This is a genomic window from Kouleothrix sp. 19917 (assembly GCF_057073505.1).
In genome coordinates this window covers 5,554,193-5,574,715 of record NZ_CP097099.1, presented here as the reverse complement: position 1 = coordinate 5,574,715, position 20,523 = coordinate 5,554,193, and the positions used below count along the sequence as shown (strand labels likewise).

Annotated in this window: 12 protein-coding genes; 5 read left to right on the top strand and 7 right to left on the bottom strand. The window is 65.9% G+C overall.

Translation table 11 applies throughout. The annotated features are described in order from the left end of the window. Window positions 1–30: 30 nt before the first annotated feature. From M1P90_RS22485 to M1P90_RS22460, 6 genes are all read right to left on the bottom strand, one after another. A complete protein-coding gene (locus tag M1P90_RS22485; protein WP_483697649.1) occupies window positions 31–1,488 on the bottom strand; it encodes a hypothetical protein in 1,458 nt (485 codons plus the stop codon). A gap of 193 nt (window positions 1,489–1,681) precedes the next feature. Next, window positions 1,682–4,513, bottom strand: coding sequence for an alpha-L-rhamnosidase-related protein (locus M1P90_RS22480; RefSeq protein WP_483697648.1), 2,832 nt, complete (start codon window positions 4,511–4,513; stop codon window positions 1,682–1,684). Window positions 4,514–4,541: 28 nt separating this feature from the next. Continuing rightward, complete coding sequence (locus M1P90_RS22475; protein ID WP_483697647.1) at window positions 4,542–6,023, bottom strand: glycoside hydrolase 5 family protein; 1,482 nt, start codon at window positions 6,021–6,023, stop codon at window positions 4,542–4,544. Between the two features lie 219 nt (window positions 6,024–6,242). Continuing rightward, window positions 6,243–8,240 carry a DUF2142 domain-containing protein gene (locus M1P90_RS22470; RefSeq protein ID WP_483697646.1) on the bottom strand — a complete coding sequence of 666 codons (1,998 nt, stop codon included), beginning with the start codon at window positions 8,238–8,240 and terminating at the stop codon, window positions 6,243–6,245. Window position 8,241: 1 nt separating this feature from the next. After that, window positions 8,242–9,660 (bottom strand): sugar transferase, encoded by a 1,419-nt coding sequence (locus tag M1P90_RS22465; protein ID WP_483697645.1) that lies wholly within the window; start codon window positions 9,658–9,660, stop codon window positions 8,242–8,244. 67 nt (window positions 9,661–9,727) lie between these two features. Then, a complete protein-coding gene (locus tag M1P90_RS22460; RefSeq protein WP_483697644.1) occupies window positions 9,728–10,918 on the bottom strand; it encodes a glycosyltransferase in 1,191 nt (396 codons plus the stop codon). Window positions 10,919–11,184: 266 nt separating this feature from the next. On the opposite strand from M1P90_RS22460, the gene M1P90_RS22455 reads away from it, so the two are divergent. From M1P90_RS22455 to M1P90_RS22435, 5 genes are all read left to right on the top strand, one after another. Next, window positions 11,185–12,591 carry a hypothetical protein gene (locus M1P90_RS22455; RefSeq protein WP_483697643.1) on the top strand — a complete coding sequence of 469 codons (1,407 nt, stop codon included), beginning with the start codon at window positions 11,185–11,187 and terminating at the stop codon, window positions 12,589–12,591. A gap of 64 nt (window positions 12,592–12,655) precedes the next feature. Beyond that, the gene (locus M1P90_RS22450) at window positions 12,656–13,180 is read left to right on the top strand and encodes a DUF4870 domain-containing protein (protein ID WP_483697642.1); all 525 of its coding nucleotides are present in this window, start codon (window positions 12,656–12,658) and stop codon (window positions 13,178–13,180) included. Then, entirely contained in the window at window positions 13,155–13,982 is an 828-nt protein-coding gene (murI, locus tag M1P90_RS22445) for a glutamate racemase (protein ID WP_483697641.1), read from the top strand. The genes M1P90_RS22450 and murI overlap by 26 nt, the downstream gene beginning before the upstream one ends. A gap of 373 nt (window positions 13,983–14,355) precedes the next feature. Beyond that, complete coding sequence (locus M1P90_RS22440; RefSeq protein ID WP_483697640.1) at window positions 14,356–17,322, top strand: clostripain-related cysteine peptidase; 2,967 nt, start codon at window positions 14,356–14,358, stop codon at window positions 17,320–17,322. 188 nt (window positions 17,323–17,510) lie between these two features. Beyond that, entirely contained in the window at window positions 17,511–19,697 is a 2,187-nt protein-coding gene (locus tag M1P90_RS22435) for a protein kinase domain-containing protein (protein WP_483697639.1), read from the top strand. A 111-nt stretch (window positions 19,698–19,808) separates the two neighbouring features. On the opposite strand, the gene M1P90_RS22430 is transcribed toward M1P90_RS22435, so the two are convergent. Next, window positions 19,809–20,423, bottom strand: a complete 615-nt coding sequence (locus M1P90_RS22430; RefSeq protein ID WP_483697637.1) for a hypothetical protein — start codon at window positions 20,421–20,423, stop codon at window positions 19,809–19,811. Window positions 20,424–20,523: the final 100 nt, after the last annotated feature.

The window sequence follows — 20,523 nt, the reverse complement described above, 5'->3', positions numbered from 1 at the left end:
GAGCGCCGGCCTTGGGGTCGGCGCTCGGTTTTATGGCTGTGGGCAGGCCAGAATAAGAATCGGGAAGGCATACAGATCGTCGCGCAGGGTGTGCACGGTCGAGCATCTGTTGTCAGAAAATGCGTGGGCCTGGAGCCTGGGCAGCGCGCCATCCTGCAGCACCAGATACTCGGGGTGGTAGTGCGCAAACGCCCATAGCGCCGCGTCGTCGTAGCTGCTGCCCGGCCCAAGCTGCTGCGCAATTGCTGGCTGAAGCAGGCCCGCGAAATCGATCATTGGCCGGCCGGCGTAGTAGCCAATCATGCCAACTTCGAGCGTGCCCACGCGCGCGTCGGGCGTGGTATTTGCGCGCAGCCACTCGCCGGTGGCGCGGTAAATCGCCTGGCGCGTGTCGCCGTGGTCGCGCAGGTAGGCGAGCCCGCCGCGCTCGGGGTTAGCCACCAGAAAGGTAAGCACGGCCACCAGGGCTGCCGCGATTGCGCGGTTCTGCCAGCCGCGCTGCACCAGCCGCGCCGCCGCTTCTGCCCCCAGCCCCACCAGCGCCACAAAGCCAACAATCACCGGCCCGTAGTACCAGAAGTAGCTGGTGACGCCGAGCGCGGCATAGGCCAGCGCATACAGCGTGCTCCAGCCCGCCAGCAAGAGCCAGGGGCTGCGCGCCCACAGCCCAAACGGCAGGCCAGCCGCAGCCAGCGCAAACATTGGCCGAAACACCGGGAAGCGCCAGTAGTTGTCGCGCGCCTGGGCCAGCAGGCCGGGCAGAAACAGCTCTGCGCCGCGCATCAGCCCCTGCCGGCGCTTGGCCGCCAGCGTCACCGGGAAAGCCGCGCCAAAGTAGAGCTGCGCAAAGACGAGCCAGGGCAGCAGCAGCGCGCAGTAGAGCGCAATCGCGCGCCAGGGGATGGGACGGCGGCGCTGCCACAGAAATGCGCCCGCCAGCAGCGCCGCCGCCAGCACGCCATCGGCGCGCACCAGCGCGGCCAGCCCCAGCAGCAGCGCCACCGCCAGGTAGCGCTCGCGCGCATAGGCCCAGAAGCCGCCCAGCGTCAGCGCGAGGTACAGGGCCACTTCGCTGCCGAGGGTGGTGGCGAGCAGCGGGAACAGCGGGAACGCGATCATTCCCACCAGGCCGGCCGCCGGCGTGCGCCACGCGCGCCCAAGCTCCCAGAAGGCCAGGCCGCCCAGCGCCAGGCTGGCCGCGCCAAGCGCGTTGCTGACAGTTGGCACATTCGCGCCGAGCCAGCGCGCCACGGCCAGGAGCAGCGCGTACAGCGGCGTGGTGGTGCTGAGCACGCGCTCGCCGGGGTTATACACAAAGCCCGCGCCAGCCGCAATGTTCTCGGCGTAGCGGTAGGTGATGAAAGGGTCGTCGTAGCCGTGGCTGCCAAACCAGCGGAACAGGAGCGCGCCAACCAGCGCGGCCCACAGCCAGGGGGCGATGTGCAGCGCGCGCGTGGCCGGGCTTGCAGGCTTTGCAATGGGCTTCATGGCGCGCATTATAGCAGAAGCGAGACGCGAGACAGGAGACAGGAGATGCGCGAACCGAGAACCGCATGAGGGTTTAGGGTCTGGGGTTCTGGGACTGGGCCAATAACCTGCAACCTGTAACCTAAAAACCTGCAACCTGTAACCCAAAACCTCGTGTCTTCGTGCCTTCGTGGTAATCGTTTCGAACGGCGCGCTAGCCGCAGCTGTGCTGAATGGCAAGGTGAAATTGTCCGCTGCCCAGGCGCACTTCGATGCCACCCGGCACGGCGCTGGCCTGCCCGCTGCTGGCCTGCCCATTCTGCCAGATCGTCGTTCCATTGAGCGCAATCACGGTGGCGCTGTCGTTGAAGGGCAGCAGCACCGTGCCACTGCTGCCAGCCGGCGCGGCAATGTCTGCCGTATTTTGCCCGCAGGAAGCCGTGGCCCAGCTGGCCTGTAATGCGCCTGTTGCCAGTGGCAGCGCGCCCGCCGCGCCCGCAACGCTGCGCATGGGCGGCGCCAACGCCCATGTCTGCGGCCCGGTGCGCTCGGCCCCCAGCATCCAGCGCGTCAGGAACCAGGTGGGCGACGCACCCCAACCGTGCGAAAGGCTGGCGGTGTAGTATTTGTAGGCGTTAAACCCTTCCCACCATGTCGTTGCGCCGTGGTCGAGCATATAGCCGTAGTAGCGCTTGATAATCGCGTTGGCGTCGGCGATGCGCCCGGCCCGCCCAAGCCCTTCGAGCACCCAGAACATGCCATACACTTCGACATTCGGGTTTGCGGGGTCGCTGGAAAGCGTGGCAACGAGCTTGTTCGCCACGCGCCCCTGCTCGGCGGCGGGCACCACGTCGTAGGCCAGCGCGAAGGCCTGGGCGTGCGGCGTTGCGACGCGCAGTGTGCCGTTCCAGAGCGTGGCGCTGTACGCGCCTTGCGCGGGCATGTAGAGCGTGCTGTTGATCGCGGCCTTGATCTGGGCCGCGCGCGCCTGCCAGCCTGCCGCCCGCGCCGGGTCGCCCGCTGCGCTGGCAATATCGGCGGCATCGAGCAGCGTGCGGTAGAACATGGAGTTCACCGCCGTCGACTGCCCGTAACGGTCGAAATAGGCCGCCCAGTCGATCAGCGTGGTTTCCTGCCAGGTGCCATAGGGGATTTCGAGCAGCGTGGTGCCAGGGTTGGCGTACTGCTCCAGGTAGCCAATAAAGCTCACCAGCGTGGGGTAAAGCTGCGCGGGCAGGCGCGTGTCGCCGGTGCGGCGCAGGTAGTCGTGCAGGCTTTGCGCCCACAACATGCCGTAATCGAGCATGTGGTTGCTTTCGCCGTGTGGCGCGAGCGCAACCGGCCGGCCGTTTTCAAAAGCCTCGGCGATCTGGCGCAAGCCGCGCGCCAGCAGGAAATTGTCGCCCAGCGCGGCTTCATTGGCGTGATCGATCACAAAGGCATCGCCCCACCACTGGCCATGCTCGCGCCACGGGTCAGAATATGCGTCGCTCATGTTTGGGCGCAGCGTATCGACACCAACCTGCCAGATCGTATTGAGGCGCGCATCGCCGCTGCTGAAGCTGCCGCGCTGATCGGCCGGCAGGCGCTCTTCCAGCACGCGCAGGTTGCTCAGCTGCACGGGACCCCACGCCGCAAGGAGCAGGTAGCGCCCGCCGCGCGCATCGATGGTGCTGATCGCGCGCGCCGTGCCGTCGAGCACCCACGAATCGGTCTGGTTCCACTCAGGGTGCAGCGAGCCGGGGAAGGGCAGTGGGCGCGCATTCTGCCACAGCCGCTCGTCCCACCCCATGTCGAGCACGGTGCCTGCCGGCCCGCTCACGGTCGCGCTGACGCGGCCATACACCGTGCGCCCCAGGTCGATCACCGCATAAGAAGGCGTTTGCTGGAATTTGAGCGTAAGTGCCGCCCCCGGCGTGACGCTCACCGCGCTGGGCTGGCTGGCTGGCGCGGCCAGCAGCAGGCGGCGGCCGGCGTGCATGCCCTGCGAAAACGGCAGCGCGCCTGTGTCGAGATTGTCGGTCGAGACGCCAATGGTCAGGCCAGGCGGATTGATTGCGCTGGCAGTAAGGCCATGGTTGCCCGCGCCCACTGCGCGTGTGGCGAACACCACATCGGGCCGGTTCGGGCGCGGCTGCCATTCCAGCACACTGCCATCGAGCGCGAGCGTGCGGCTGCCGCTCACGGCCGAGGCGAGCGTTTCGATTGTAATGGTGGTGTTTGCAAGTGCGCGGAGCGAGTAGTTTGCCGGGCGCGAGGAATCGCCCAGCAGCTCGGCAATGCGCATGCCCGGTGCAAGCAGGCCAGCATCGCGCACCGTGGCGGGGATCGGCACGTTTGCCAGCGCGGGCAGCGACCGTGGCAGCACGCGCCCCGGCGGCGCGGGCACTGGCGTGGCAAACGGCCAGCCCCCGTCGTCGAACGCGGGCTGCATCCAGCCGGCTGGCAGCGCGCGCAGATCAAGCAGCTCGGTAGGGCCAACCAACCCCCAGGCGTGCACCAGCGCCGCGTCGCTGCGCCATGCCGGGCTGGCAAGCGCGCGCCAGCCGGTGCCTGTGGTTGTAGCTGCACCCGCGCTGCTCACCACGCGGGCCTGCAGCGCCGGGGCCGTCGATTCCGAGCGGCGCACGTTGGGTGCCCACTGCACCAGCACGGCGAGCGTATGCGTGCCTGCGCCAAGCGTGCCAAGCGCATAGCGATCGTACTCGTGGGTTTGGTAAGAAAAGCGCGCCGGCCCGCGCCCGCGCCATGTTCCATCCAGCCACAGCTCGTAGCGCGTGTCGGCAAAGATCTCCAGCGCCGCGCCCGCAACTGGTGCTGCCAGGGTAAAGGTGTGGCGGAACAGCCCTACTTCGTGCGTGGCCGGCGGGCCGGCGTGCGACCAGATCGCGGGCGCTGTGCCCAATGGGTCGGGCTGCTGTGCCACCGGCAGAAAAACGAGCTGGGTGGCTGCAACGGGCGGTTTGGGCGCGGCCTGCGCATGTGGCACCAGCAGCAGCGCCAGCAGCAGCAGCGCAGCTTTTATAATCCTGGGTGAACGAGCCATCGAAACGAACCTTCCGCGCTGCGCTGCGCTAGGGCTTGAGCGAGATATAGAGCGGATCGAAGCTGGCAACAAACAAATAGTTCGTGCCGCTGGGGCTGGGCGCCACCGCGTTGCCATTGCGGTCCACTGCGCTGATGAATTTCGCCTGTGGGACGCTAATCGCCAGCTTGTAGTCGTCGATCGCCCACACCACATGCACGCGCCGGTCGTAGCGCCCGAAGGCATAGGCTTCCACGCCATTGCCGTAGTTCACCGGCCCAATGTACTCGGAGGTTTCCAGCTGCTGGCCCAGCACCTTCAGCGCCGTGAACGCCGGTCGTGGCTGGTTCTGGGCATCCAGCAAGCCAACATAGCGCCAGCTTGGGCCGTTCAGCGTGTACCAGAGCGCGCCTTTAATGCCGGCCGCCAGCGCCCGCGTAAACGAGCGCACGCCATACACCGCCTGCATGCGATAGAACGCGGCTTGCGGTGGTTTGCACCACTTGCTGTATGGCCAGTATTCGCCCGGACACATCAGGGCGGTTTCGTTCAGAAATAATGGTTTATCCACGCCATATTTCGCCATGATCTGGCGCAAGAATTTGGCCTTGCCCAGCACCGAGCCGCCCAACGCATGCCAGGGCGAATCGGGTGGGTCGTTTGGGTCGACCATAGTGTTCAGGAAAGGCGTGTAGGCATGAAACGGCACCATGTCGAAGTAGGGTGCCGCGCCAGCCGACAAAATGCCCTGCAAGAATAGCTCGGGCTTGCCCCTGCCCGGTGCCGTCGTGTCGGGTACGTCGAGCAGCAGGCCGCCGATCCAGATCTGCACGCTCGGGTCGCTTGCGCGCATCACTGGGGCCACGGCCTTCAGCATTTCGCCATACTGCGCGCCGCCGTAGTTGGGGTCGTTGATATTGCCCCAGCAGCCAAAGCCGTTGTTTGGCGCTACCAGGCGCGGGTCGACATCAATTTCGTTGCCAAGCTCCCAGTGGTGAACGTTAAATTCAGGCGTGCTGTAGCGCGCAATCAGCTCGCGCATAAAGCTGGCAAAGGCGCTGAACTTGTCGGCGCGAATCGCCCCGCACGAAGTCACATAAGGCTTGTTGATCGTCGCCCAGGATGGCGAGTCGAACACGACGATCTCAGGCGTAATGCCCTGCTCTTTCACCGCGCGCAGCTCTTGCTCCAGCCGCGCCAGGATTTTCCAGTCGATCGGGCCGCCTTCGGTGGGCTGCATGCGCCGCCACGAGATTGGGCCCATGCGCGCCCAGCCGGTGCCCAGCTCAACCGCGCGGCTGAGCATCACCGAGCCTTTCAGCAGCGGCACTTCGGCCTGCACGCCAAACGGCGAATGCCAGGGCGAATTGCGCGTGGCGACAGGAATGTATACGGTTGGCTCGGGTGTTGCGGCCAGCGGTGCGGCTGTGCCTGGCCGGGCCTGAGTTGGCGCGAGCACAAGCCAGCTTCCAAGCAAAAGCACCAGAAGTGTGCGCACATGAGCATAGCGAGGTTGTGTGATTTTGTGCATGAAATTCCTGTTGTTTGGCCCGCCTTTGCAGTGCATTGCAGGCTGGATGCAACGTGTGGATAGCAGGGATCAGAAGCTAGCAGTTTGCAGAACCATTGATCATTCAGGTGCTGGCGAGAAACGCATTGGAAAGCGAAAATGTAACTGCTTTCTGGCTCCTGCCGACTGCAAACTGCTATAGTTATGATATTTGCGGCGAATGACACATGCCCTGGGGCGCTACAGCCCAATGCTTTGGTAAAACGCGGTGATTGTTTGAATGGCCGCCAGGTTCATGATAAATAATCCCGCAAGCAGCGCAAATGTCACGCGGGCCTGCCAGCGCGGTGGCCAGAGCGCGCGCCAGCCAGCAAGCACAATCAGCATGGTGATGCCGAGCGCGGGGAAGGTATAGCGCGCCGCCGGCACGACAAATACCTCGCCGAGCAGCGGGAGCGGGCGCAGGAGCATGTTGGCCCAGATCAGCAGATCGACGAAGAGCAGGAATAAAAGCGTGGCCTGTTGCTCACGGCCGGGGCGGCGGGCGCGCAGCCAGAGCAGGCTGCCAAGCAGGGCCAGGATCGCCAGCCCCTGCGCGAGGTAGAGCCACGCCATGCTGCTCAGGCGCACATGGCTCCACGCAAACGACATAACCACGCTGTCGACGGCGGGCTGAACCAGCAGCGGCCAGAACACCGACGTAACCCGCTGGAGATCCATAAATGCGGCCACAACCTGCGCCGGCGAGCGGTGGATATAGCGCAGCAGCAGGCTATCGAGCGCTGGGCGCAGGCGTGGCCAGGCGCGCTCGCCCGAGGGGTTGCGCAGCAAGTTTGTGAATGGCTGCCCGCCCCATGTGCCGCTGGCCGCATCGGCATCGGCGAATGATGGCGCCTGGGCCACCGGGAACGCGCCCGGCGCAAGCACTGCGCCATCGACATACAGGTGCGCAGTGGCGGCTGTGGCTTGGGGCAGGCGCGCAACGATCTGGTAGTGAACATACAGCGCTTGCTCGGGCAGAACGAATGCATGGGCGATAAACGCCGGTGTGGTGGTGGCAGTGATGGCCTGGCTCATCACAATCGCCGCAGGCTGCGTGGGCGTTTTATAGGCCACGCCAATCTCCGCGAGCACACCGGGCCGGTCGGCCCACACCCACGCGCCGACCGTGATCGTGCGGCCTGCCAATTCCTGCATTGGCGTGTTTGCCAGCGGGCTGATCAGCAGCTGCGCGCCGCTTGCCGGCGCTTCGAGCATCAGCGCATGGTCGCCCAGCGGCGCAAGCGGCGTTGCAGCGCGATTGGCCGATACCTGCGCGATTTGCACATTCCCGCGATACCAGAAGGCGGCGTCGCCCCAGCTGAACAGCAGCGGCACTGCCAGCAGTATGCCGCCTGCTACTGCGGCAAACAGCCAGCGCCAGCGCCAGCCGCGCCGCAGCCAGAACGCCACCAGCACCGCAAGCGGCGCGAGTGCCAGCGCCACGGCGGCAGTATTTTTCACGAATGCGGCCAGCGCAGCCGTGGCAAACAGCCACACTATGCGGCGCCAGTTCACCCCGCGCCGAATCGTGCGCGCCGCGCCCCACACAAAGATCGAAAAAACTGCCACTGCGCCAACATCATTATTCACCGCTGTCATGAGGTCGACAAACGTAGGCAGCAGGGCCAGCGCGAGCGGCACCGCCCAGCGCAAGTCGTGCCCCGGCGGCGTGAGCTCGCGCATCAGGCCGGCCGTTGCGGCAATGCTGACCAGCAGCAGCAGCACCGAAATGCTGCGCGCAACATACAGCTGGCTCACCATGTCGAGGTGGCGCACCAGCCGCAGCGGCAGGCCCACCAGCAGGTAATAGCCGGGCGGGTGGCCCAGCTCGCTCACGCCAACGTCGACGGGCTTTTTATCGTCGAAGAGGGTTGGCTGGGCCAGGTTCCAGTAGAACTGCTGCTCGAGCATGGAGGCCGCCAGCTCGCGGCGCATGGCCCGGTCAGTGTCGCTGGTTTGTGGCAGCAGTGCGCGGTTGGCGCTCAGCCAGGCGTATTCGAAATGGGTGGGTTCGTCGTAGTGCTGCCAGGGCGGCAGCAGCGCCAGGTACAGCGCGCCCTGGCACAGGGCGATCAGCAGCACCAGCGCCACGCGCATGCGGTCGCTGGCAGCGTAGCCGCGCAGCCGCCAGGCGGGATGTGCGGGCCGCGCGGGGCGATTGGGCAGCGCCGGCGCGAGTGGAACAGGGCGTGCCACGCTAGTACGCCCCTTCGCCCGAAAGCACCACGGCTACTGTTCGCATCAGGATGCGGATATCGAGCATCAGCGAGTAGTTTTGAATGTAGTAGAGATCGTCGGCGGTGCAGAGGTGCTGGTGCTCGAAGCCGCGCCGGTGCACCTGCCACCAGCCCGTCATGCCCTGCGGCACGGTGAAGCGGCTCCACTGCCAGGGTTCGTATTCTTCGCGCACCACCATCGGCAGCTCGGGGCGTGGCCCAACCAGGCTCATGTCGCCCTTCAGCACGTTCAGCAGCTGGGGCAGCTCGTCGAGGCTGGTGTGCCGCAGCCATTGGCCCACATGCGTAATGCGCGGGTCGTCGGGCTGCTTGAAATTAAGCTTGCCGTCGGCGCGGCGCACGGCCACACTATCCCAGTGCTGGTCGGCATCCTGCACCATGGTGCGGAACTTATACATCTGGAAGATGCGCCCGTTTTCGCCCACGCGCTCGGCGCGGTACAGCGCCGGCCCGGGCGAGTCGCGCCGGATCATCCAGCCAATGATCAGCAGAAACGGCCAGAGCAGCAGCAGCAGCAGCAGGCTGATGCCAATGTCGAACAGGCGCTTGACGATCCGCGCCTTGTCGCCAATGGCCGGCACGCGCAGCCCAACGATAGGCAAGCCTTCGAGGTAGTGCACGTTTGCGCGCATAATCGCGAAATCGAGGAAATCGGGCACCAGGCGGATGTGTACGGGCGTGGCTTGCAGCTGGCGCACCAGCCCAACCGTGGCCGGGTGTGCTTCGAGCGGCAGGGTGATGATGATCTCGTCGATCGCCAGCTCGTCGATCAGGCGCTCGGCGTCGGCCAGGGTGCCAAGCACGGGCCATTCCTCAAGCGTCTGGTCGGCCAGCGCCGGGTCAGAATCGATAAAGCCTACCACTGGCGCGGCGCCATTCCACTGGCGAGTGAGCGCGGATGCCAGCCGCAGCCCGGTGCGCCCCGCGCCGGCGATCAGCACGCGGCTTTGTGTTTTTGCGCGGCCGCTGCGGCGGCGCACAAACAGGCGCATAGCCCCGTAGAACAGGATCAGCGCCACCAGGTCGAGCAGCACAAAGTAGACGAAGTACAGGCGCGACATCTGGCGAAACGAGAGGAACAGCGCGCCGGCAAAAGTCAGCGAGGCCAGCAGAATCGCCGCCACCAGCCGCCACAAGCCGTCGATCAGCTGGCCATCGCGCACCAGCCGTGGCGTGGAAAGAATGAACTGCATGGCGAACCAGATCAGGCCGACCAGTGGGTAGAGCACGAGGGGAATATGGTTCGCGCCCGGGTCGAGCGGCCCCCAGATCGAGAAGCGTTCGCGCAGCGCCATTGCCACGATCAACATCAGCTCGGTAATGGCAATGCTGCCGAGCATCACCAGCACGTCGAGGTTTGTCGTTGTGCGTGATTTCATATCTGGCTCCGCTTGTTCAGCTCGCCATTCTGGCTGCGCAGCCCTGGCGGGGCATCGCTTGGGTACTTCATGCGCCCAGCTCCGCAGCAAGTTGCGGCGCTGGCGGCTGGATGGGCAGGGTAACGAGCGACCGGTACAGATGCGCCACGGCATTGAGCATGGTGTCGGCGGTGCCGTGCTGGCGGTAGTAGTGCCGGCCAGCTTCGGCCAGCTGGGCGCGGCGCTCGGGCAGGGCCAGCAGGCGGGCGGTTGCGGCGGCAAGCGCGCCAGCATCGTCGGCGGGCGCGAGCAAACCCGCGCCAGTGCGCAGCAAATCGCGGGTGCCAAGCACATCGGTGGCGATGACCGGCACGCCCTGAGCCATTGCTTCCAGCGGCGCGAGCGGCAGCCCTTCGTAGTGCGATGTCAGCCAGAACAGATCGAATGCTGCCACGATTGTGGCCGCGTCGTCGCGGTGGCCGATGAAATGGCAGGCGTGCGCGATGCCGCGCGCTTCGGCTTGTGCCCGCGCTTCTGCCATCAGCTCGCCGCTTCCACACCACACGAAATGCGCCGCCGGCTGCTGCCGCAACACCAACGCAGCCGCAGCAACAAACAAGCCAGGATTTTTCTGGGCCGAAAGGCGGGCTGCCGTGCCAATCAGCGGCGCAGCGGCCGGGATGCCAAGCATCGCGCGCGTGGCAGCGCGGCTGGCGGCAGGAACTTTTGGCGTGGCAACACCGTTGGGAATACAGACGACGCGCTCGGCTGGCGCAAGGCCGCGCCCGACGATCAGGTCGCGCTCGCTGGGCGACACGGCGACGATTCGGTCGCACAGCTGCCCGGCCAGGCGTTCGAGCTGCAAGAAGAGCTGGTTCCTGGCTGCGCTGCCCGCGCCCAGAAATGCCAGGCCGTGCGGGCTATACACCACTGCGGCACGGCTGCCGCTGGCGCGCACGGCCAGCCGGCCAAGGAATCCGGCCTTGGAGCTGTGCATGTGCACCAGATCGTAGGGGGTGCTGCGCAGAATCGCGATAAGCCGGTGCAATGCGGCGGCGTCCAAACGAGGATCGATCGAACGCTGCATGGCTACCGGCCGGATCGTGATACCAGCATTGGTAAGATATTCGATGAACTGTTCATCACCGAAGGAGTTCTGGCGGCGAAGTGGGCAGGCAACTTCCGACTGAATACCGTGCTCGGCCAGCCCGGTTGCCAATGCCTGGACGTGAGTGCGAACTCCGGCGATCGTTGCCTCGACAATGTGGAGGACTCGCATATGCACCAGCGCGCCAATATCCTTTGCTGCAGGTTTTGCCGCTTGCAAACGCCAAGATACTACACTGGACAGCGCGGGGCCATTATAGCACAACTCAATTGAGGTTCAATCGTTCATATTCTGCACTGCCGCCGACGCCGCCGCAGGCTTGCGCATGGGGGCACGGCAGGTATAATCGGGGCGGCTGGTGGATGGGTGCTGGTTTTGCGACGTTCTTCCCGGGCTGGCGTGCATACGCGCGCCGCGCCCGCTGGATGGGGATTACAATGCTGCATCTCACTCGTTTCCTTGTTCTTCTGCTTGCCGTCTTTCTGGTTTTGCCGCTGTGGTCTTCCAATCATGCATCTGCCAGCGCCGGCAAACGCATTTTTGTCCCAATTGCCAGCGCAGTTGGGCCGGCCAACCCCTTTGGCTTCGATGTTCGCTCGAACATCGGCGACGCAGTGATCCCCTTTGTGGTGAAAGCCCGCCCGCAGTGGGCGCGCGCCGGCGATGTTGTGTGGGCGAGCATCGAGCCGGTTCGTGGCGGCGGCTACCGCTGGGACGTGCTGGCGCAGGTTGATCAGAATATTGCCCGGCTGCGGGCCGCTGGCATCGAGCCGACCCTGGTGATCCAGCAATCGCCGGGCTGGGCGCAACGCATCCCTGGCCGCCTGTGCAGCCCGCCCCGCCCCGAAGCGCTCGGCGATTTTGTGCGCTTTACCAGGGCGCTGGCGGCGCGCTATGCTGGCCGGGTCAATTTCTGGGAAATCTGGAACGAGCCCGATATTGCGGCCGAGCATGTCAGCGATAACGAGGGCATGGGCTGCTGGGTTGACGCCAGCCAGCCCGACCTGGGCGGAAAATATTATGGCGAGGTGCTGAAGCGTGTTGCCCCGGCGATGCGGGCCGCGAATGCGCGCGCGCAGGTGATGGGCGGCGCGCTGCTCTACCAGTGGCCCGACGACAGCGGCGCGCAGCTGTTCCTGAAGGGCATGCTCGACGCGGGGGCCGGCCAGGCGATCGATGCGCTGAGCTTTCATGCCTATGGCGAGTGGGGCGCGGGCGATCTGCTGCTGGCAAAAACCAACCGCATCCGCAAGATTCTCGGCACCTATGGCCTGGCGAACAAGCCGCTCTTTGCGACCGAAATCGCCGCCGCTTGCGGTTCGAATATTGCGGCAGAATGCCAGCCAAACTACCGCACCTGGAAGACGCGCCAGGCCAACTACGCCGCGCGCATCTACGCCGAGGCGATTGCGCTGAAGCTCAAAGGCGCGTTCTGGTATACCCTGGCCATTCCCAGCCCGGGCTTCCGCTACAGCCAATTAGTAGACATAAATAATGGCTCATTCGTTCCCCGCCAGGCCTACTACGCCTTTATCAACTCGGCGCACCTGCTCGAAGGCGCGCAGTACACCGGCCCTGCGCTGGTTGAGCCACCGCTCAACCAGATGGGCAAGGTGCAGGTGCTGCCCTTTGCAAAAGGTCGCTCGCGCCTGTATGTGCTGTGGGTGCCGCGCACCGATTTCCCGGTGATCTACAACCTGCCAGTGCCGGCTGGCGCCCGCGCGATCTGCACCGACCACCTCGACCAGAACCCGCCCGCCACCTACGACTGCTCGGACACAAACCGCGATGGCTTTATTCCCCGTGCCATCAATGAGCTGCCCCAGTACGTCGAGCTGCGCTAGCGCCCGCCCGGTTGCGCAGAGCGGTGCTATAATGCGCGCACAACACGACAATTGGGAGAACGCTATGCGGCCCAGCGACGACGAGCGCAGGCTGGCGGCGCTTGCGCATGCCAGCGTGATTGCAAATATCTTCAACCTGGCGGGATTGTTTGTGGCGCTGCTGATCTGGGCGCTTGAGCGCGACCGATCGGCCTATGTGCGGGCGCACGCGCTGCAGGCGCTGCTGTACCAGGGGCTGGTGCTGCTGCTCTCGATCGTGCTGGTGGCGATGTGGGCCGGCTGTCTGGTGCTTTCGCTGCTGCCGGCGGCGGTTCGGCCCGACCTGTATCGCAGCAGCCCGCCCAGCTCGTTCTGGATCGCGCTGCTGGGCTTTGTGGTGCCGCTGGGCTTTGGCCTGCTGGCTTCGCTGTATGGCTTGTATGGCGCGTATCAGGTGTATCGCGGGCGGGCCTTCCGCTACCCGCTGGCTGGCCGCGTGATGCGTGAAGCCGAGCCCACTCCCGCCGCCGAAGCTGCCCCCGCCGAACCCGTTTCTGCCACCCCACCGCTTGTTGATCCCACCGATGAGCCGCCCGCCGATGCTTCCTGACTCGCCCGCCGCGCAGCCAATCGGCGTCTTCGACAGCGGCATTGGCGGCGCGAGTGTGCTGCGCGAGCTGCACAGCCTGCTGCCGAACGAAGATCTGCTGTTTCTGGCCGACCAGGCGCATGTTCCCTACGGCCCGCGCCCGGTGGCCGAACTGCGCGCGCTTTCGGCGGCGAACACGCGCTGGCTGCTGGCCGGCGGCGCCAAGCAGATTGTGGTGGCGTGCAACACCGCCAGCGCGGCCGCGCTCCAGTGGCTGCGCGCCCAGTTCGCGGGCGTGCCGTTTGTGGGTATGGTGCCAGCGGTGAAGCCAGCCGCCGCCCAGACGCGCAGCGGCGTGGTGGGCGTGCTCGCCACACCCGCCACCCTCGACGGCGAGCTGCTCGACGAGGTGGTGCTGCGCTGGGCGGGCGGCACCACGGTGGTGCGCCAGGCCTGCCCCGGCCTGGTCGAGCAGATCGAAGCGGGCGCGCTCGACACCCCCGAAACGCTGGCCCTGCTGGAAGATTTTTTGCAGCCGCTGCTTGCCGCCCGCGCCGACACGATCGTGCTGGGCTGCACGCACTACCCCTTTGTCGCGCCGCAGATCCAGCGCCTGGCTGGCCCCGATGTGCGCCTGATCGACGCCGCGCCCGCCGTGGCGCGCCAGGCTGCGCGCGTGCTTGCCGAGCGCGGTCTGCGCAACCCCGACTCTGCGCGCACTGGCCGCATCCGCTACGCCACCACCGGCGAGCGCGCCACGCTTGCGCGCCTGCTTGAGCTGCTGCGCCTGCCGCCTGGCACGGTCAGCGAAGCGCGCATTTAGTGCGCTTTCAGCGCGGGGTTTAGGGAATAGGGTTTCGTCATTACAATGCAGAAACTCTTCTCTGATTTCCGCATCGCTTTCTTGATAATGCAAGCGCAATCTCAAGCAACCTATGCGAATTTCGGTCGCGCTCATTCAGTATCAGTATTCGCCTCAGCACCGTCGTAAATCCAAAAATCGTAAATCGTAAATGCACCAGCGCCTTTTCGCTCCCGATTCGCCACGCTTTCGCCCGCCAGCACCCTGCCCCGGCCTGTACAGTAATGCCTGTAACGCCAGCCTCTTCCCAAACGTCAGAACCTGCGATATTGCCCGAAAATCGCGTTCTTACCTACAGAGAATTGTGCCTTCCGCTCAGCTCCGAGGAACATCAATGCCAGCATTTCTTTCCGGTCTTCAGGGCGGCCACGCCCAGCGCCAGATTCCCCTTTCCGAAGCGCCCGCCACGTTTGGCCGCAACCCCGACAATACGGTTGTCATCGATAGCGGGCGTGCCTCGCGCCGCCACGCCGAAATTCGTTTTCAGGCCGGCATGTTTGTGCTAGCCGACCTGGGCAGCTCGAACGGCACTTTTGTGAACGGCCAGCGCCTCGCCGCCCCGCACACCCTGCGCCCCGGCGATGTGATCCAGATCGGCGACGACACCTTTCGCTTTGATGCGCCGCCTGCGCCAGCCGCCTACCCAGGCGCGCCACCCACGGTTCCTGCACCAAATTACCCGCCGCCCGCGCCGCCCGCCGCTTTTGACGGCCCGCCAAACACCCCGGCGCCCGCGCCGGCCCGGCGTGGCATCGGCCGCACGCTGCTGATTGTGCTGGGGCTGGTGGGATTGCTGGTGGTGGCAGCCTGCGTTGGCGGGGCGGTGCTGCTGACGCGCAGCGCTGGTGGCCTGGTGGCGCAGCCTACCAGCCCCGCCGGCGCAACCCCGCAGCCCAGCGCGGCGGCGGGCAACAGCGGCAATACATCGTCGGGTGGGCAAGGCACATGGACCGTGCTGGTTTACCTCGACGGCGACAACAACCTTGAGAAGGACGCGCTCAAAGACCTCAACGAGATGGAGCTGGCCGGCTCGAACGACCAGGTGCACATTGTTGTGCAGCTCGACCGCGTGCGCCAGGACGGGCCGAAGGACGACACGTCCAACGGCGACTGGGACACCGCCAAGCGCTTTCTGGTGAAGCGCGATGGCAACCGCAGCCGGATTGGCTCGATCGAGCTGGACGACCTCGGCGAAGTGAACATGGGCGACCCGCAGACGCTGGTCGATTTCGTGAGCTGGGGCGTGAAAGCCTACCCGGCCGAACGCTACGCCCTGGTGCTGTGGGACCACGGCTCGTCGTGGGCGGGGATTGCGTTTGACGATACGAGCGATCAGAAGGGCATTTCGCTGCCCGAGCTCGACCAGGCGCTGCGCACCATCCAGAGCCAGACCGGCATCGAGCGCTTCGACCTGATCGGCTTCGATGCCTGCCTGATGGCGCAGATCGATGTCTTGCAGACGATTGAGCCCTACGGCAAGTTTGCGGTTGCCTCCGCTGAGCTGGAGCCGAACGATGGCTGGGCCTGGGACACCTGGCTGCAGAACCTGGAAACCGAGCCGAGCCAGGACACCGCCGCCGTCGCGAAATCGATTGTCGACGCCTACCAGGGCTACTACCAGAACGCCGACGATGACACCGTCACGCTTTCCGCCTTCGATCTCAGCAAGCTCGCCCCGGTGCGCGACGGGCTGAATACCCTTTCGGACATCATGCTGCGCGACCTTGGCAGCGCCTACCAGCCAATCGCCGAGGCGCGCTCGTCGGCCGATGCGTACAGCCAGCCCAAGCCCGAAGAGTTCAACGCGATCGACCTGGGCGACTTTGCGCGCCTGCTGAGCCGCCAGGGCGCGCCAGACGAGATCGACAGCGCCGCCAAATCGCTGAGCGCGGCCATCAAGGCGGCGCGCGTGGCCGAGTGGCACGCCAGCTTCCACCAGCGCTCGACCGGCCTGTCGGTGTTCTTCCCGCAAATCGCCGAGCTCTACCCCGATTTCTACCCGCAGGCATCGCCCGTGCCGCAAAACAGCTCGTGGGACGAATTCCTGCAAGCCTTCCACAGCGCGGGCCAGCAGCAGGTCAGCGCGCCAACGATCAGCGACCTGCAACTTTCCAGCACCACCGTTGGCGTGAACAACCCAGCCACTTTGGACGGCACGGTGTCGGGCAGGGATATTGCGTTTATCTTCTTCTTCGCCGGCATCCCAAACAGCGACCGCAGCGGCGTTGAGCTGACCGAGCTGCACTATATCTACCCGCCCGGCAGTTCGCCCAATGCCGAGGTGCCGCCCTGGAACGACGGCGACAACGACTTGCGCGAAACCTGGAACGGTACGCGCTGGGCGCTTTCCAATGGCAGCGAGACCATTCCCGTGCTGCTTGGCCCCACGAAATACGGCACCGACCTGTATGGTGTCGAGGGCGTGTACACCGCCGCTGGCACCGGCGAGCAGGTGGGCGCGGGCCTGCTGTTTGCGGTGAGCCAGGGCCGCGCCGAGCTACAGCGCATCTACGGCTTCCCCAAGGGCAAAGCCAAAGAAGCGCAGCCGTTTGAGATCACGCCGCAAGCGGGCGACAAATTCACCGCCTACCTGCGTACCTACACCATCAAAGATGGCCGGCCGGTGCCCGATTTCAACGAGGGCGAGACGATCACGCTGGGCGACGCGCCGCTGACCGCGCAGCTTGTGCCGGCCAATAGCGGCGATTATGTGGCGGGCTTTCTCGTGCGCGATATTTCCGGGCAGTTCACCTACCAGTACAGCGACATCACCGTCGACAACTCGGGCGCGGGCACGGCCGACCCGAACGCGCCCACGCCTGCGCCAGCGCAGCCCGGCGCCCAGGCCGGCACGCTGGCGTTCAGCAGCCCCGAGGGCAAGTTCGCGCTGACCTACCCCGACGCCTGGCAGACGCTGGATACCGGCAAGAGCCAGATCTATTTCTACGACCCGGCCGAAACCAGCATGAGTTTCGCCAGCGTTGAGTATCTGACGCTCAAGCAAGCGCCCGCCGATGCCAACCAGCGCCTGATCGATACCTACATCGGCATCCTGCAATCCGAGCGCGATTTCAAGCCTGGCGAGGTGCAGGATGCGACGCTGGGTGGCGAGGCCGGGCGCATGTTCCAGTTCGCCTATACCAACAAGGACGGCAAGCCGCTGGCTGGCGTGGCGGTGGTGACAACCAACCCCGCCACCGGCCTCAGCTATGTTGTCACACTGCAAGCCCTGCAAAGCGATTTTGACGGGCAGCTAGAAACGTTTAAGGCGATTTTGAACTCATTTCAGATGACGAGCTAGCGTGGTGCTTTCGGCGCAGGGGGTGCGCGATAAGGTTTGAAACCCCTTGCATATGCTACCCAGCAGCCGCACTGGCCCAGCGCCATGCGGCTGCTGTATATTTCCTGGCACGAGAATTTGGCATTGCAGAGCATTCGCCGGAAAGTGACAGTTTTTTTACTGTACGGCTTGTCATTGGCTCTGCTATAATGCCCCGCAGATTGCTCACAAGCTCGCACCAGGATCTGACAATGCTCGCCCCTAATACGTACGTCCACGATCGATACCTTGTCGTTCGCGCGGTTGACGGAGCTGTCTACGAAGCGCTGGACATGACAAGCCGCGCCCAGGTTGCGCTGAAGCTGCTTGCCGGTGGTGCACGCGACGGCGCGTGGCCCAAGATCGAGCGCGAGGCGCAGGCGCTCAAGGCGCTGCGGCACCCGCAGCTGCCCGCCATCCTCGATTACTTCCGCGAAGGCGAAGATGCTGTAGTGGTGAGTCCATTCGTGGCCGGCGAATCGCTGGCCGCAGCGGTTGGCCCAGGCCGCGCTGTGCCGTTCGAGCGGCTGATCGGTTATACCGAGCAAATGCTGGATGCGCTGGAATATTTGCACCAGCAGTCGCCGCCGGTTCTCCACCGCAGCATCAAGCCCCAGAATATGCTGCTCGACGCCAGTGGCACGGTGAAGCTGGTGGGCCTGTGGCCAGCTCTGGTGCCGCCGCAGCCGCCAGTGGCCCGCGCTGCTGGCGCACTTGGTTCTTCGCTGCAGTTCATGCCGCCCGAGCAGGTGCAGGGTGCCGCGCTCGAACAGCGCAGCGATATTTACTCGCTGGCAGCATCGCTGTACTTTCTTGCAACAAGCGTGCTGCCGCCACTGGCGGGCAAGCGCATCAATGCGGGCCAGCGCGGCCAGCTCGATCCGCTGCGGCCCGTGCGCGAGCTGGCCCCGCAAATTCCCCCGGCCTGGCGCGATGGCCTGATGCAGGCGCTGGCGCTCGACCCGGCTCAGCGCCTGCCAACCGTCGCTGCGTTGCGGCAGGCGCTTGGCATGGCGCCGCGCCCGCTTGTTCCCGAAAGCAAGATCCCTACGCTGGTGTCGGTTCCGCCCCAGCCCGTCGCCGTAGAAGCGCCAAGCTTGCCGCCCACCCAGCCAGTGGACATGCCGGCAGCTGCGCCGGCCCCCGCAGCCCCACGCGCCCGCCCGCCCTGGCTCGTGCCGGCGCTGATCAGCGTGGTTGGCGTGCTGCTGCTGCTGGTGATTGTGGTGCTAATCATTCTGCGCGAGCGCGAGGCAGACACACCGCCGGTTGAGGTGCAGAACATTACTGCTGTGGCGCAGCCCACGGCTGTGCCGGCAGCCGCGCCCGCAACCGCCGCGCCCGAGGCATCGGCTGCGCCTGCGGCAGGCGCCACCAGCGCGCCGGCCCCCAGTGCCGCGCCAGCTGCTGCGTCAACCACTGCATCCGCTGCTCCGGAAATCGACACGATCGAGCCGGCGAGCGGGCGCGTGGGCCCGCAGGCAGTGACCTTCACGCTGCGCGGCAGCAAGCTCGACACGATCAAGACGGCGCGGCTGGTTTCTGAAACTGGCCCGGCAATTGATGTCGCGGTGCTGGCGATTACCGGCGAGCAGGCAACCCTGACGGTGCCCGCGCAGACGGTCCCGCCGGCCGGCGAGGTCGAGTACCGGCTTGAGGTGAATGGCACCACAGGCGCAGGCCCCGCGCTGGTGCTGCGCGATTTCAGCGAGCGCAAAACAGTGGCTGGCGTGCTGCCCGAATATGCCTACACCGGGCGTGTCGTGGCCGATGCGAGCGGCGCAACTGCCACTATGCATGCCGCCTCCGACGCGGCCAGCCAGGTGGCAGGCGTGCTGCATAACGGCGACGAGGTCGTTCTGCTGCGCGACGATGTGGATGGCTGGTACCAGGTGCGCATCGCCAAAAGCGCCGACGCCGCGCAGGTGGGCACAAGCGGCTGGGTCGAGCGCTGGCTGATCGACAACCGGGGCGCGCCGCCGCTGCCCACGGCTGTGCCAACCGCCACCGCGCAGCGCTATGTGGGCCGCGTGTACAGCGCGCCAACCGACGGCGCGGTGCAGTGCGGCACGGCCTTCTCGTCCACGATCTACGGCAGTGTGGAAGATGCGCGCGGGCGCGGCATTGCCGGGGCGCGGCTGCGCATCCGCTCGGCCGATGGCAAGAACGTGTTCAACCGCACGACGGCGCGTGGTGGCGTGTTCAACGTGCCAGGGCTGGGCTGCACCAGCTGGACTGTGCAGCTGCTGAGCGTGCCGAACGCATCGGGCGGCTTCAGCGCCAACACCGTCACCGTCACCAATCTGAACGGCGGCCAGTACACTGCCGCCGAGGTGCGCTTCCGCTTGCAGCCGTAGCGTGTGGCGCAGCTGAGTGGGAACGATTTACCACGAAGACACGAAGGCTCCAAGATTCATTAACTCTTCGTGCCTTCGTGCCTTCGTGGTAAACTGGTGGCATCTAGCCCGCTACTTCGGCGCGGCCAGCTCGCGCAGCATCGTCACATCGGCTGGCTGAAGCGAGCCCGCCACGCGCAGCAGATCTTCCTCGCTGAGCCCCAGGCTATACACAAACAGCAGGCCGCGCGACACGTCCAGCACGATCTCGCGCTGCTCGCCGCTGGTGGTGAGCGTGCCCGTGCGCGTGCCAGCCGTCACTGCGCGCTTGTCGCCACTCAGCGGCAGCGCGGCGCTCAGGCCCCCCCCGCCAATCACCAGTTTCTTGCCGCCGCCGTTCAGCGTGATCAGGTAGAAGCCCAGGTCGCCCTCGCCCAGCTCGTTCGCGCGCGACACCCGCGACTCGGCGGGGTCGGGCTGCATGCCGGCGGGCAGCTCGCTTGGCCACAGGTAGATGCTCTGCTCGGGCGCGGGCGTGCCCGCCGCCTGGGCTGGCGCGGCGGGCACGCCCGTGGGCTGGCGCGGCGGCGGCGTGGGCGACAGCACCGGCGTGGGCGGGATGACCGCTGCGGCGATGGTGGGCGAAGGCGCAGCCGCCGTGGGCGCGGCGGCTGGCTCGCTGCCGCAGGCGGCGCAAAAGGCTGCCAGAAGAAAAGCGCCACACGCGCGCAATAGTATTCGTTGCATGGGAAAACCTTTCCAGGGCGCGGCATGTGCCGCTCCGCCAGCTATTCTACCACCCGCGCCGGCCGTGTTTGCCGCCCCGCCGCGCCCCGTGCTACAATAC